This window comes from Longimicrobium sp. (assembly GCA_036387335.1).
Taxonomy (GTDB): Bacteria; Gemmatimonadota; Gemmatimonadetes; order Longimicrobiales; family Longimicrobiaceae; genus Longimicrobium.
On the sequence record DASVTZ010000106.1, the window covers coordinates 1 to 12,878 of the forward strand.

Consider the following 12,878-nt stretch of genomic DNA (forward strand, 5'->3'; position numbering starts at 1 on the left):
CCGGGGGCGTAGAGCTGGTGGAAGATCCCTTCGATGTCGATGCGCCCGTCGGGGCGCTCGTCGGCGTGCTCGCAGAGCACGGCGTAGAGGACTCGCATTGCGGTCTGGTTCCTGTGAAAAAGTGCGTTAGTGCGTTGGTGCGTGAGTGCGTTCGAACCCAGCGCACTAACGCACTCACGCACTCACGCACTATCTGTTCATCCTCACCCGCACCGCCTCCGCATGCCCGTGCAGCCCCTCGGACTCGGCGAGGCGGATGACGTGGGCGGCGTGGGCGTGCAGGCGCTCGCGGGAGTAGCCGATGAGGGAGGTGCGCTTCACGAAGTCGTACACTCCCAGCGGCGACGCGAATCGCGCGCTGCCGCCGGTGGGGAGCACGTGGTTGGGGCCGGCGAAGTAGTCGCCCATCGGCTCGGGCGACCAGGAGCCCAGGAAGATGGCGCCCGCGTTGCGGATGCGGCCCGCCAGCGCCATCGGCTCGGCCACCAGCAGCTCCAGGTGCTCGGGGGCGCGCAGATCCGCGGCGGCCGCGGCGGCGGCGAGGTCGGGGACGACGATGATAGCGCCGTTCGTCTCAAGCGCCTCTCGCGCCACCTCCCGACGCGGGTTGCGCTCCAGGAGGCGGTCGAGTTCGGCGGGGATGCGCTCGGCGAGGGCGGCGGAGGTCGTCACCAGCCAGGCGATGGCGTCGGGGTCGTGCTCCGCCTGGCCGATCAGGTCCGCGGCTACGTGCACCGGATCGGCGGTGTCGTCCGCGATCACCAGGATCTCGGAGGGGCCCGCGACCATGTCGATGTCCACCCGGCCGAAGACCTGGCGCTTCGCCTCGGCAACCCACTTGTTGCCAGGGCCAACGATCTTGTCCACGCGGCCGATCGTCTGCGTGCCGTAGGCCAGCGCCGCCACCGCCTGCGCCCCGCCGATCCGCAGCACCTCCGTCACTCCCGCCACGTGTGCGGCCGCCAGCACCACCGGGAGCATCTCGCCGCCGGGCGCGGGGGAGACCATCGCGATCTCATCCACGCCCGCCACCGAGGCGGGGATGGCGTTCATCAGCACGGACGACGGATACGCCGCGCGCCCACCTGGAACGTAGATCCCCACGCGCCGCAGCGGCGCCACGCGCTGGCCCAGCACGCTTCCATCCGCGTGCAGGTCGAGGAAGCCGTGCTCGCGCTGCTTCTCGTGGAAGTCGCGGATGTTGGATGCGGCCGCGCGCAGCGAAGCCAGCAGCTCCGGCTCGATGTCGTCCGCCGCCGCGGCGAGCTCGTCCGCGCCCACGCGCAACGCGGATGCATGGGGCACCTCCAGCCGGTCGAAGCGGGCGGTGTACTCCAGCAGCGCATCGTCGCCGCGGGCGGCGACGTCGCGGACGATGGCGGCCACGGACTCGCGGAGCGCCGGGTCGTCGGTGGACGCGGCGGCGGCGAGGGCGCGAAGCTCGTCGAACGGCGGGCGGACGTGGAGCGTGCGGATCGCGGGCATCGAAATCAGGCGGTGGATTCCAGCGCGCCCGCCAGATCGGCGATCAGGCGCTGGTGCTCTTCCAGGCGCAGCTTGTGGCTCGCGCGGTTGACGATCAGGCGCGCCGTGGACCGGCTGATCTCCTCGAACACCACCAGCCCGTTCTCGGCCAGCGTGCGCCCGGTCTGCACCAGGTCCACGATCCAGTCCGAGAGGCCCAGCAGCGGCGCGACTTCGACGGACCCGGAGATGTGGATCAGCTCCACCTGCATCCCCCGCGCGGCGAAGAAGCGGTGCGCGCTCTCCACGTACTTGGTGGCCACGCGTGGCGTGCGTCCGTGCGCGAGGTCGGGGTACGCGGCATCGGCGGGCCCGGCCACCGCTAACCCACATCCACCGAAGCGCAGATCGAGCGGGCGCAGCACGTCCGGATCGCTCTCGCCCAGCACGTCCAGCCCCACCACGCCCGCGTCCGCTACGCCGGACTCCACGTACGTCGGCACGTCGCCGCTCTTCACCGGGAGGAACTCGAACCTCCCATCCGCCGACGGAAGGATGAGCCGCCGCGACGCGCGCACCGACTCGTCCACCGATGCGCCGATCACGTCGAACAGCGTCAGCGCCTCGTCCATCATCCGCCCCTTGGGGAGGGCGATGCGCAGCGGCCTCATCCTTCCTCCACCAGCAGGTCCGCCAGCTCGTCCGTCTCCAGCGCGAACCCGACAGCGGGACGGTCAGCGCCGTAGAGGGCGAGCAGCCCGTCGTAGCGCCCGCCGAAGCCGATCGCGCGCCCCACGCCCGCCACGAACACCTCGAACTGGATCCCCGTGTAGTATCCCAGCCCGCGGATCTCGCCCAGGTCATAGACGACGTGCTCGCGCTCCTCTTCGGTCAGCAGCGCATCGACGGCACGCAGGCGCTCGATGGCCGCCTCGGCATCCGGGCCGCTGGCCAGCGAGCGGGCGCGCAGGAGGACGTCGCTCCGCCCGATCAGCTCAGGAAGCTCGATCAGGGCACGCGCCACGGCCGCCGGCGCGCCGATCTCACGCGCACCGGCAGCGAGCGCCGCGCGGTCCTTTCGATCCACCGCCGTCCGCAACGCCTCGGCCGCGTCGGGCGAGAGGCCGGCGAGCAGGGGGCACACGAAGCGGATGTCGCCCAGGTTCACCTGGAAGTCGCGGATGTCCAGCGCCCACAGCGTGCGCAGCGCCAGCCGCAGCACCTCCACGTCCGCCGCGGGAGACGGGTCGCCGATCAGCTCCGCGCCGAGCTGGAAGGTCTCGCGGCGGCGCCCCATCCCTTCGGCCTGCTGGCGGTACACCTTGCCCGCGTAGCACAGCCGCAGCGGCAGCGGCGCGGATGCCAGGCGCGTGGAGACGACCCGCGCGATCGCCGAGGTGAAGTCGGCGCGCAGGGCGACGAGGCTCCCGTCGCGGTCCACGAAGCGGATCAGGCGCGAAGCCAGCTCCGTCCCCGCGCTGCGCGTGAAGACCTCCTCGTATTCGAAGGTAGGGGGGATGACCTCTTCGTAGCCGCCCTCCTCGGCCAGCGCGAACCAGCTGCGCTGCACGCGCCGGCGGCGGCGCACGTCCCCCGCGAGCAGGTCCTGCGACCCGGGCGGCACGTGCGAAATACGTGTGTTCGGCATAAGGCGGGGGAAGATACGGGCGCCTCCGCGGGCCGGCAACCAAAGGAAACACAACATATGATTACGCCACGACTTGCACCCTGGCACGCCCGTTGCCTTGTACGATTAGCGACAGCCGCGGTAATCTCAGCCAACGCACTGCTGAAGAGGCGAACATGGACCTGATCCTCCTGATCGGTATCATCCTGCTGGTGCTGGCCCTGCTCGGCGTCGGCGGTATCTTCGCCGCACTCAAGAGCGTCGCGTGGATCCTCCTGGTGATCGCGGTGATCATCATCGCCTGGCGCATCATCACGGGGCGGAAGCCGGTGTAGCCCCACCCCCAGCGTCGCTCCGCGATGCATCCCCCTCCCCCATAACTGCCTGGGGGAGGGGGTTTGGGTTTTATGGGCGGTTGCATGCGTCTCGGCCCGCGTCGTCTCAGGCCGCTTCCGCCATAGCCGCGAACAACGCTCCCACTTCCGCCGGGTCGCGCAGGTACGACCGCGCCGCCGTTGCGACGGCCGGATCGCCGATCAGCACGCCCTCGTGCGCGCCGCCCAGGCCGGCGAGGGCGCGGAAGGCATCCTCGTCCGTGCGGTCGTCGCCCAGGTAGAGGACGGGGGCGCCGGGCGGCGGGCGCATCTGGTCCAGGAGGAATAGCACCGCCTTCCCCTTGTCCCACTCCACCCGCGGCCGCACCTCCAGCACCATCTTGCCGGAGGTCACCCGCAGCCCGTCGCCCGCGCCGCGTTCCACGACCGCGCGCACGTCGGCGTGGCGCTCGGCGGGGGCCTGGCGGAAGTGGATGCTCAGCGTCATCGCCTTGTCTTCGAGGAAGGCGCCGGGGATGCCCGCCAGCTCCGGCTCGATGCGTCGCGCCGCGGCTTCGAGCGCCGGCCGCGCGGCGACGGCCTCGGGGTGCATGCGGTGCAGGCCGGCTCCCTCGATCTCCATCCCGTGGTTGCCGGCGTACGCGATGCCGGGGATCGCAGCGCGCTCGCGCACGTCGGCCAGGCCGCGCCCGCTGACGACGGCGGCCTCCACGCCGGGCATCGCCATCAGCCGGTCGAGCGCGGCGCGGGTGGTGGCGGGCATCGCGGCGAGCTCGGGGCGCTCCACGATCGGCGCCAGCGTGCCGTCGAAATCCAGGAGGAGCACCAGCTGGCCGTGCTCCTTCCATCCAGCGGCCCAGACCGGGACCCGCTCCAGCGCGTGAGGCAGCATTCCGAACGCTCCCGTGCTCCGTTATCATTCCGCCCGCATTCACGAGCCCATCCCCGCAGCCACGCGACGCATGACCTGGACAGAGGGCCTGAAGTTCGACGAGCGGGGCCTGGTGCCCGTCATCGCCCAGGACGCGGCGACGGGCGAGGTGCTGATGCTGGCCTGGGCCAACGCCGATGCGCTGCGCCTGACCACCGAGACCGGCCGCGCCCACTACTGGAGCCGTTCGCGCGCCTCGCTGTGGATCAAGGGCGAGACGAGCGGCAACACGCAGGAGGTGGTAGACGTCCGTATCGACTGCGACGCCGACGCCATCCTCTACCGCGTGCGCCAGAGCGGCCCCGCCTGCCACACCGGCGAGCGGAGCTGCTTCCACCGCGTCGCCGACGGCCCCGACCTCGCCCCCGCCCCCGACCCGCGCCCGGTGCTCGCGCGCGTGCAGGACATCGTCGCGCGCCGCCACGACGAGCGCCCGCGGGACTCGTACACCACGTACCTGTTCGACGCCGGCACGGACAAGATCCTCAAGAAGGTCGGCGAAGAGGCCACCGAAACGATCATCGCCGCCAAGAACGGCGACTCCGCCGAGCTCGCCAGCGAGACCGCCGACCTCCTTTTCCACATCCTGGTCCTCTGGCAGGCGCAGGGCCTCCCCTTCGCCGCCGTCTACGCCGAGCTGGACCGCCGCTTTGGCGCCGCCCCCCGCCCCGGCTCCACCGCCCCCCCGCCCCGCCGCGCCTCCGACGGAACCTGAAGCCCTGAATCGCCCGCCGAGTAAACTCGCGGCAACAACCGCACAAAATCCGCCTTCGCGGACTGATAGCCGCTCACGAGACCGCTTCAGCGGTCTTCGCGTAGTTCCAGCCGGGGGATTTATCCCCCGGTGCCCCGGCGCCAGCCCCCCACCCCCCACACAAAGCGGCAGCCCCCCGGCTCCTCCCGGAAAGCTGCCGCACCCCCATCCCAAACCCCGCATCCCTCACCCAACCCCACCGATCACCGCGCAGGCATCGCCGGCTCCAGCCTCCGCTGCGGCTTCCGCACCGCCACCAGGACGTCGCGTCCCAGCTCGGGAAGCGCGCGGCCCTTGAAGGAGGCGTCCAGGATCATCTCCTCGTCGCCCGGGTCGCGCCACCCGCCGTCCAGCGGCTCGCTCCACAGCACCCGCGTACCGGCCACCGCAAACGGCTGCACCCAGAACATCCTCGTCCCCGCCCGGTCGCGCGCCTCGGCGATCAGCACCGAAGACCCGTCCATCTGCGCCTCCAGGGCCAGGAGGAGGCGGTCCGGCTTCTTCTCCGCGGCGAACCGCGCGATCGCGCCGGAAAGGATCTCCGGCGATGCACCCCCGATCCCGTCCGGCATCGGGATGTTGAGTGTCCTGAACTCCGGTGTCGCGTGCCCCGGCGCCTCGTGAACGCTGCGGATGCGCGGCGGCGTGTCCATCCCGCCCAGGGCCGCCTGCCCTATGTCGTCCCGCACTTCGTCCAGGAAACGTGTGGCGAAACCAAGCGTGCGCTCCATGTGAATCATCCTGCTGCGCGCCACAGCCCCTCCCTTTTTCACTGCGAACCCCCCACACTCCGCCGCGGCGCAACCTCTTGCGCCATCCCGCGGTACCCGGGATCGCGCCATGCAAGGGCGGAGCCACCGCGGCGGTGCAAAGGGCCCCCTTCAGCAAACTGTTACAAACTTGATGCACACCACCTGAGCCGATCCCCGCAACCACGCCGTTCGGCCCTGTTTCAGCGCAAAAAAGCGGCTCCCCGTCCTTTTGGAGGGGAGCCGAAGCCGGCCCGAAGGGGTCAGCGCGCCGCCTGTTTGATGGCGCGCAGGTGGCGCGGCCAGACGTGAACGGCGTAGCGCAGGAAGTTGGCGCGCTCCTCTGGAAGCTCGGCCAGGAAGGCCCACGCGGGCATGGCGCCCTTGCGGGTGTTGCAAGGCTTGCAGGCGGTCACCAGGTTCCCCTCGGAGTTGTCGCCGCCGCGCATCCGGGGCTGCACGTGGTCCAGCGACAGCTCCTCGGCGGGGAAGACGCCGCCGCAGTACACGCAGCGGTACCCGTCGCGCGCAAAGATCCGCTCGCGCAGCGACTCCATCGCAAAGGTCACTCGCGGTGCACCGTGAAGCCGCGGTCCGTCAGCATCTGGATGAGGTCCTGGGCGTGCGTGCGGCCGCGCATCTCCAGCGTCAGACCCACCTCCGCCTCCGTGAGCCAGAGCCCGCCCGTGCCGCGACGATGGTCCAGGCTCACGACGTTCGCGCCACTTTCCGCGAGCGCGGCGGTGAGAGCGGCGAGCGCGCCCGGACGGTCGCGGAGGCGCACCACCAGGTGGGCCAGGCGGCCGTCCTGGATCAGCCCGCGCTCGATGATGCGCGACATCAGCGACACGTCGATGTTGCCGCCGCTCAGCACCATCACGACGTTCTTCCCTTCCAGCCCCGGGACGTAGCCGCAGACGACGGCGGCCACCGCGGCGGCGCAGGCGGCCTCCACCACCGTCTTTTCGCGCTCGAGAAGCAGGAGGACGGCGCTGGCGATCTCCTCCTCGCTCACCGTGACCAGCTCGTCGACGTACTCCTCGATCATCGCGAAGGTGTGGTCGCCGATCCTGCGCACGGCGATCCCCTCCGCGATCGTCTCGGCGGGGGGGATGGTGACCACCTCGCCCGCCTCGCGCGCCCGCAGCGCCGCGGGAAGGACGCCCGCCTCCACGCCGATCACCCGCACCTCGGGCCGCACCGACTTGATGGCCGCCGCGATCCCCGCGATGATCCCGCCGCCGCCCACCGACACCACCACCACGTCCATCTGCGGGCACTGCTCCAGCAACTCCAGCCCGATCGTCCCCTGCCCCGCGATGATGGCCGGGTCGTCGAAGGGGTGGACCAGCGTCAGCCCCTCCTCCTCGCGGATGCGCAGCGCCTCGGCCATCGCCTCGTCGTACACGGAGCCGTGCAGGATGACGCGCGCGCCGTACCCCTGCGTAGCACTCACCTTGACCAGCGGCGTGCGCTCCGGCATCACGATGGTGGCCGGGATGCCGAGGCGCTGGGCGTGATAAGCGACGCCCTGCGCGTGGTTGCCGGCGCTGGCCGCGATCACGCCGCGCTCCCGCTCCTCGGGCGACAGCGTCAGCATGCGGTTGAGGGCGCCGCGCTCCTTGAACGAGCCGGTGCGCTGCAGGTTCTCGAACTTGAACCAGGCGTGCCCGCCGAACATCTCGCCGAAGATCTCGGACGGGGTGCACGGGGTGAGCACCACCTGTCCGTGGATGCGCGCGCGGGCGGCTTCGATGTCGGATAGCTCGACCATCGTGAATTGCCGGTGCGTTGAAGGGCGAAACGTTGCCGAAGCGAACGGGATGTGATAACCTCTCGCCCGTCCGTGGGCAAGGCGCGGGGTGGAGCGGAGGAGAGGCGTGGAAGACGAGCGGATCGAAGGGCTGGCGCGGGCCATCGCGGCGCGCCCGCCGCGCACGGTGGAGGTGGAGGGCGAGGTCCCCTCCGCCGCGGTCGCGCTGCTGGTGCGCCCCGTGGAAGACGACCTGGAGCTCCTCCTGATCCGCCGCGCCGAGCGCGAGGGCGATCCGTGGTCCGGCCACATGGCGCTCCCCGGCGGCCGCGCCGCTCCCGGCGACGAGGACGACGCCGCCACCGCCGCCCGCGAGACGCTGGAAGAGGTGGGGATCGACGTGCGGGCCGCCGGGCGCCTCCTGGGCCCGCTGGACGTGCTGACCCCGATGAGCGACCGCGCGCCGCGCATCACCGTGGCGCCCTTTGTCTTCGCCGTCCCCGCCGGCACCGAGGCGGAGCCGAACGAGGAGGTGGCGCTGGCGATCTGGGTGACGCTCGCCGAGCTGTCCGAGCCCGGCGCCGCCGCCGAGTACCTGCACGAGATGGGTGACGGCACGGTGATGTCCTTTCCCGCGTACGGCGCCCGAGGGCACCTGGTGTGGGGGCTCACCCATCGCATTCTGAGCGGATTCCTGGAGCTCTACTCCACCGTCGACGACGCGGAGCAGCTCCGGGATGGCATGCCGTGAGCGGGTGGGACCCGTGCTGCTGCGCGAATCCGTAGGGGCGCGATTTATCGCGCCCGTGCCACCCTGCGCACCGCCGGCCGCACTGAACGCACGATTGCGCCCGTTTGCAGCCTTCATACGACGTGAGAACCGATGCCCCGTGAGCCGTTCAAGCTCCAGCTGACCGAGCGCCAGGCCGAGGCCCTGCGCGCGCTCGCGGCACTGGAAGAGCTCCCCCCCGAGGTGTACGCGGAAGAAGTGCTGGTCAAGCACCTCTACCACGCCTACACTCCGGAGGTGGCGCGCCGTGCCGCCGAGGCCGCGAACGAGACCGACCGCCGCTGACCTTCATTCCGACATCATAATGGAAGACCGCATTTTCGAGTTCCTCAAACGGCTGCTGGACGCGCCGGGTCCCTCCGGTTTCGAGACCGCCGCCGCCCGCGTGTGGCGCGCCGAGGCCGAATCCACCGGCGCGCGCGTCACCTCCGACGTCCACGGCAACTCGATGGCGTCCGTCGGAGGCGCGGGGCCGCGCGTGATGCTCGCGGGGCACATCGACGAGATCGGCGTGATGGTGACGCACGTGGATGAAGAGGGCTTCCTCTACATCGACGGGATCGGCGGATGGGACCCGCAGGTGCTCGTGGGGCAGCGCATCCGCTTCCTCACCCGCCGCGGCGACGTGCTGGGGGTGGTCGGCAAGAAGCCGATCCACCTGATGAAGCCGGAGGAGAAGGAGAAGGCCTCGAAGCTCAACGAGCTGTGGGTGGACGTCGGCGCGCGCGACCGCGACGACGCCACCGCGCGGGGCATCCGCGTGGGCGACCCGGGCGTGGTGGACGCGCGCCTGGTGGAGCTGGGGAACGGGCTGATCGCCTCGCGCGCCATCGACAACCGCATCGGCGCCTTCGTGGTGCTGGAGGCGCTCCGCGACCTTGCGCGCGACGTTGATGGTTTGCGCTCCGAGGTGACCGCCGTCGCCACGACGCAGGAGGAGATCGGCTACCACGGCGGCGGCGCGCGCACCTCCGCCTATCACCTTGATCCGCAGGTGGCGCTGGTGGTGGACGTCACCTTCAGCACCGACGCGCCGGGGATCGAAAAGAAGCAGGTGGGCGAGCACAAGCTGGGGAGCGGCCCGGTGCTGGGGCGCGGCTCCGCCATCCACGCCATGGTCTTCGAGCGGCTGGCGGAAACGGCGGAGCGCGAGGGGATCCCCTACACCATCCAGGCCTCGCCCAAGTTCACCTCCACCGACGCGGACGCGGTCTACCTCCAGCGCGGCGGCATCCCCACGGGCGTCATCTCCATCCCCAACCGCTACATGCACTCGCCCAACGAGATCGTCTCGCTGGACGACGTGCAGGCCGTCGTCCGCCTGATGGCCGCCTTCTGCCGCGGCATCGCGGACGACACCGACTTCATGCCGCGCTGACGTGCTGACCGTCGACGAGATCGTCATCAACGCCACGCCGGAGCGCTGCTTCCGCTTCGGCGCGGACGTGGAGCGGTGGCCGGAATGGCTGCCGCACTACCGCTGGGTCCGCTTCCAGCGCAAGGACGGCTTCGGCACCGGGCGCGTGGAGATGGCGGCGCGGCGCGACTTCGGCCCGCTCCCCTGGCCCGTCTGGTGGGTCAGCGAGATGACGGTGGACGAGACGCGCCCCGTCGTCCTCTACCGCCACGTGGACGGCATCACCACCGGGATGGACGTCGAGTGGAGCTTCACCGGCCTGCCGGACGGCACCACGCGCGTGAAGATCGTGCACGAGTGGGACTCGGGCCCGCGCTGGCCCCTCCCAGGCGCCGGACGCCGCGTTATAGGTGACGCCGTAATCGGTCCCGTCTTCATCCACCACGTCGCATCGAGGACGCTGGTGGGGATCAAGAGGGCGGTGGAAGCGCCGTGACGCACGAACGGCGGGGTGCGGGGTATCAGCGCGGGACGGAGAAGGCGGCCGGCCCGCGCCGTCGTTTCATCGCGAGGCTCCCCTCGGCAGCGAGCACATGATCCAGCGTTCAGAAGACCGGCGTTCGGCGCCGCGGCGGGTCGTCATCACCGGGATCGGGGCCATCACACCGATCGGCACCGGGGTGGAGGGGATGTGGAACGGGCTCAGGAAGCGCGAGTCGGCCGTGCGGCGCATCAGCCGCTTCGACCCGACCCCCTTCCGCTCGCACATCGCCGCGCAGGTGGACGACTTCGACCCCGAGACGTACATGGAGCGCAACCGCGCGCGGCGCATGGAGCGCTACGCGCAGTTCTCGGTGGCCGCGTCGCGCCAGGCGCTGGAAGATGCGGCGCTCGACCCCGCAGGAGAGGACCCCGAGCGCGTCGGCGTGCAGATGGGGAGCGCGCTGGGCGGCGTGGCGTACGGCGAGACGCAATTCACCAGCTACGTGGGCCGCGGCGTGCGCGGCGTGGACCCCATGCTCGCGCTGGCGGTGTTCAACGGGGCCGCGTCGTGCAACGTGGCCATCGAGTTCGGCTTCACCGGCCCCAACTCCACCAACGGGATGAGCTGCGCGTCCGGCGCCATCGCCATCGGCGACGGGTGGCGGCTGATCCGCGACGGCGACGCGGACGTGGTGCTCTCCGGCGGAGTGGAGGCGCCGCTCGCGCCGCTCTGCTACGGCGCCTTCGCCATCATCCGCGCCATGTCCACCCGCAACGACGACCCGCAGCACGCCTCCCGTCCGTTCGACGCGGAGCGCGACGGCTTCGTGATGGGCGAGGGCGCCGCGGTGCTGGTGCTGGAGGAGCTGGAGCACGCCCGGGCACGCGGAGCGCGCATCTACGCCGAGGTGCTGGGGTACGGCACCTCCAACGACGCGCACCACATGACGGCGCCCCGTCCCGACGGGGCCCAGGCGGTGCGGGCCATGCGCCGCGCGCTGGAGGTGGGCGGCGTGGCGCCCGAGGAGCTGGACTGGGTCAACGCCCACGCGTCGTCCACCCCGCTCAACGACAGCACCGAAAGCCGCGTGATCCGCACCGTCATGGGCGAGCACGCGGACGCCGTGCCGGTGAGCGGCACCAAGGGGTACCACGCGCACTGCCTGGGCGCCACGGGGGCGGTGGAGGCCGCCATCAGCGCCCTCGTCATCCAGCGCGGCTGGATCCCGCCGACGCTGAACCTGGAAGCGCCGGGCGAGGGATGCGACCTGCCGTACGTCACGGGCGAAGGCGCGGAGCGGCCGGTGAGCTACGTCGTCTCCAACTCCTTCGGCTTCGGCGGAATCAACGCCGCGCTGGTCTTCGGGCCGGCGCCGGAGTAAACGGATGCGCATTCCCTTGGGCCGTGGACGGAGTGAACCGCTAGGGGCGGTAGCCGCGCCGTCCACACGAGGGGGTTTACAATCCCCTATTGACAACATAGATTCGCCCGCTATGAAGGGACTCTCGCAGAGACTGCCCTAGAGGGCGTCACCAGAAAGCAGCACGCCTCGAACACCAACGAGGCGTCGCTGCTTTCGTTGTTTTGAAAGGAACGAGTCTACATGTTCTTAAGCTCCCGGGCACTCGACTCCTTCGACCAGTACCTGCACGACGTGGAGAAGTACCCGCTGATCGATGATCCGGCGGAAGAGAGAGCACTCGCCCACCGCGCGCGCGCCGGCGACAAAGCCTGCGCCGAGCGGCTGGTAACCGCCAACCTGCGGTTCGTCATCTCGTACGTGAAGAAGTACCAGGGCCGCGGCCTTGGGCTGGCAGAGCTGGTGTGCATCGGCAACGAAGGGTTGCTGAAGGCCGTCAAGAAGTTCGATCCGGACAAGGGGGTGAAGTTCATCTCCTACGCCGTGTGGTGGATCCGCCAGACGGTTCTGCAGGCGCTCGCGGAGCAGACTCGCTCCGTGCGCATCCCGCTGAACCAGAACTCCAACCTGGTGCGCCTGTCGCGGGTGGACACGGCGCTCACCCAGACGCTCGGCCGCTCTCCGACGGACGAGGAGATCGCGGACGAGATGGCGGAGCCGGTGGACACGATCCGCGCCCTCCGCCGCGTGGCCGCCAGCGAGCTCTCGCTGGATGCGCCGCTGGACCGCGGCGACCGCGACAGCGCCTCCTTCGGGGAGCGCTTCGCCGGGAGCGAGTCGGACGAGATCGAGGAAGAGGTGGAGGCGCAGGCGCGCCGCGAGTTCCTCGAGAAGATGTTCGAGAAGTACCTGACGGAGCGCGAGCGCAAGATCCTCTACCTCTACTACGGCCTGGACGAGGGCGAGGAGCGCACCCTGGAGGAGATCGGTTCTCTCCTGGGCGTGACCCGCGAGCGCATCCGCCAGATCCGCAACCGCGCCTTCGAGAAGCTCCGCGAAAGCCCGGACGGCGCCGCGCTGGAAGGGTTCTGGGCGGTATCGTAGCCCCCACCCCCAGCGTCGCTCCGCGACGCATCCCCCTCCCCCGACACTGCCCGGGGGAGGGGGTTTGCGTTTGTGGGGTAGCCCACCGCAGCAGGCCTCAGGCCGGCATGCATATTTATTCAATGCCCCGTGGGGGCGTGATTTATCACGCCCGTGCCTGCCTCCGCCCC

General features: G+C 70.7%; 15 protein-coding genes. 8 read left to right on the forward strand and 7 right to left on the reverse strand.

Annotated features, from left to right (window positions below):
- Positions 1-189 precede the first annotated feature (189 nt).
- The 3 genes from hisD to hisZ are packed head-to-tail and all read right to left on the reverse strand — an operon-like array spanning position 190 to position 3,112.
- Positions 190-1,485: a histidinol dehydrogenase gene (gene hisD / locus VF647_09685; GenBank protein HEX8452356.1), complete on the reverse strand. Its 1,296-nt coding sequence runs from the start codon at positions 1,483-1,485 to the stop codon at positions 190-192.
- A gap of 5 nt (positions 1,486-1,490) precedes the next feature.
- Positions 1,491-2,135, reverse strand: a complete 645-nt coding sequence (hisG, locus tag VF647_09690) for an ATP phosphoribosyltransferase (protein HEX8452357.1) — start codon at positions 2,133-2,135, stop codon at positions 1,491-1,493.
- Positions 2,132-3,112, reverse strand: a complete 981-nt coding sequence (hisZ, locus tag VF647_09695) for an ATP phosphoribosyltransferase regulatory subunit (protein HEX8452358.1) — start codon at positions 3,110-3,112, stop codon at positions 2,132-2,134. Before hisZ ends, hisG begins: the two co-directional genes overlap by 4 nt.
- Positions 3,113-3,267: 155 nt before the next feature.
- Here hisZ and VF647_09700 point away from each other — a divergent pair, with 155 nt between their 5' ends.
- The gene (locus tag VF647_09700) at positions 3,268-3,426 is read left to right on the forward strand and encodes a hypothetical protein (protein ID HEX8452359.1); all 159 of its coding nucleotides are present in this window, start codon (positions 3,268-3,270) and stop codon (positions 3,424-3,426) included.
- A 106-nt stretch (positions 3,427-3,532) separates the two neighbouring features.
- Here the strand turns inward: VF647_09700 and otsB are convergent, their stop codons facing one another.
- Positions 3,533-4,318 carry a trehalose-phosphatase gene (otsB, locus tag VF647_09705; GenBank protein ID HEX8452360.1) on the reverse strand — a complete coding sequence of 262 codons (786 nt, stop codon included), beginning with the start codon at positions 4,316-4,318 and terminating at the stop codon, positions 3,533-3,535.
- 70 nt (positions 4,319-4,388) lie between these two features.
- On the opposite strand from otsB, the gene hisIE reads away from it, so the two are divergent.
- A complete protein-coding gene (gene hisIE / locus VF647_09710) occupies positions 4,389-5,072 on the forward strand; it encodes a bifunctional phosphoribosyl-AMP cyclohydrolase/phosphoribosyl-ATP diphosphatase HisIE (protein HEX8452361.1) in 684 nt (227 codons plus the stop codon).
- A 242-nt stretch (positions 5,073-5,314) separates the two neighbouring features.
- On the opposite strand, the gene VF647_09715 is transcribed toward hisIE, so the two are convergent.
- The 3 genes from VF647_09715 to ilvA all read right to left on the reverse strand — a co-directional run bounded on the left by VF647_09715 (position 5,315) and on the right by ilvA (position 7,634).
- Positions 5,315-5,842, reverse strand: a complete 528-nt coding sequence (locus VF647_09715; protein ID HEX8452362.1) for a hypothetical protein — start codon at positions 5,840-5,842, stop codon at positions 5,315-5,317.
- Between the two features lie 281 nt (positions 5,843-6,123).
- Positions 6,124-6,429 (reverse strand): HNH endonuclease, encoded by a 306-nt coding sequence (locus tag VF647_09720; GenBank protein ID HEX8452363.1) that lies wholly within the window; start codon positions 6,427-6,429, stop codon positions 6,124-6,126.
- Positions 6,426-7,634 carry a threonine ammonia-lyase gene (ilvA, locus tag VF647_09725; protein HEX8452364.1) on the reverse strand — a complete coding sequence of 403 codons (1,209 nt, stop codon included), beginning with the start codon at positions 7,632-7,634 and terminating at the stop codon, positions 6,426-6,428. The genes VF647_09720 and ilvA overlap by 4 nt, the downstream gene beginning before the upstream one ends.
- Positions 7,635-7,740: 106 nt before the next feature.
- On the opposite strand from ilvA, the gene VF647_09730 reads away from it, so the two are divergent.
- The 6 genes from VF647_09730 to VF647_09755 all read left to right on the forward strand — a co-directional run bounded on the left by VF647_09730 (position 7,741) and on the right by VF647_09755 (position 12,708).
- Positions 7,741-8,364: a CoA pyrophosphatase gene (locus tag VF647_09730; GenBank protein HEX8452365.1), complete on the forward strand. Its 624-nt coding sequence runs from the start codon at positions 7,741-7,743 to the stop codon at positions 8,362-8,364.
- Positions 8,365-8,496: 132 nt separating this feature from the next.
- Positions 8,497-8,688: a hypothetical protein gene (locus tag VF647_09735; protein ID HEX8452366.1), complete on the forward strand. Its 192-nt coding sequence runs from the start codon at positions 8,497-8,499 to the stop codon at positions 8,686-8,688.
- Between the two features lie 19 nt (positions 8,689-8,707).
- Positions 8,708-9,781 carry a M42 family metallopeptidase gene (locus VF647_09740; protein HEX8452367.1) on the forward strand — a complete coding sequence of 358 codons (1,074 nt, stop codon included), beginning with the start codon at positions 8,708-8,710 and terminating at the stop codon, positions 9,779-9,781.
- Position 9,782: 1 nt separating this feature from the next.
- Complete coding sequence (locus VF647_09745) at positions 9,783-10,256, forward strand: SRPBCC family protein (GenBank protein HEX8452368.1); 474 nt, start codon at positions 9,783-9,785, stop codon at positions 10,254-10,256.
- Between the two features lie 97 nt (positions 10,257-10,353).
- Complete coding sequence (fabF, locus tag VF647_09750) at positions 10,354-11,625, forward strand: beta-ketoacyl-ACP synthase II (protein HEX8452369.1); 1,272 nt, start codon at positions 10,354-10,356, stop codon at positions 11,623-11,625.
- Positions 11,626-11,847: 222 nt separating this feature from the next.
- Positions 11,848-12,708 carry an RNA polymerase sigma factor RpoD/SigA gene (locus tag VF647_09755; protein HEX8452370.1) on the forward strand — a complete coding sequence of 287 codons (861 nt, stop codon included), beginning with the start codon at positions 11,848-11,850 and terminating at the stop codon, positions 12,706-12,708.
- The last annotated feature ends 170 nt before the right edge of the window (positions 12,709-12,878 follow it).

Bases quoted from the DNA above. Each gene is read 5' to 3' on its own strand.
- VF647_09735 (HEX8452366.1), top strand. From the start codon at position 8,497: ATGCCCCGTGAGCCGTTCAAGCTCCAGCTGACCGAGCGCCAGGCCGAG.
- VF647_09740 (HEX8452367.1), top strand. From the start codon at position 8,708: ATGGAAGACCGCATTTTCGAGTTCCTCAAACGGCTGCTGGACGCGCCG.
- VF647_09755 (HEX8452370.1), top strand. From the start codon at position 11,848: ATGTTCTTAAGCTCCCGGGCACTCGACTCCTTCGACCAGTACCTGCAC.
- otsB (HEX8452360.1), bottom strand. From the start codon at position 4,318: ATGCTGCCTCACGCGCTGGAGCGGGTCCCGGTCTGGGCCGCTGGATGG.
- VF647_09700 (HEX8452359.1), top strand. From the start codon at position 3,268: ATGGACCTGATCCTCCTGATCGGTATCATCCTGCTGGTGCTGGCCCTG.
- hisD (HEX8452356.1), bottom strand. From the start codon at position 1,485: ATGCCCGCGATCCGCACGCTCCACGTCCGCCCGCCGTTCGACGAGCTT.
- fabF (HEX8452369.1), top strand. From the start codon at position 10,354: ATGATCCAGCGTTCAGAAGACCGGCGTTCGGCGCCGCGGCGGGTCGTC.
- ilvA (HEX8452364.1), bottom strand. From the start codon at position 7,634: ATGGTCGAGCTATCCGACATCGAAGCCGCCCGCGCGCGCATCCACGGA.
- VF647_09715 (HEX8452362.1), bottom strand. From the start codon at position 5,842: ATGGAGCGCACGCTTGGTTTCGCCACACGTTTCCTGGACGAAGTGCGG.
- hisZ (HEX8452358.1), bottom strand. From the start codon at position 3,112: ATGCCGAACACACGTATTTCGCACGTGCCGCCCGGGTCGCAGGACCTG.
- hisIE (HEX8452361.1), top strand. From the start codon at position 4,389: ATGACCTGGACAGAGGGCCTGAAGTTCGACGAGCGGGGCCTGGTGCCC.
- hisG (HEX8452357.1), bottom strand. From the start codon at position 2,135: ATGAGGCCGCTGCGCATCGCCCTCCCCAAGGGGCGGATGATGGACGAG.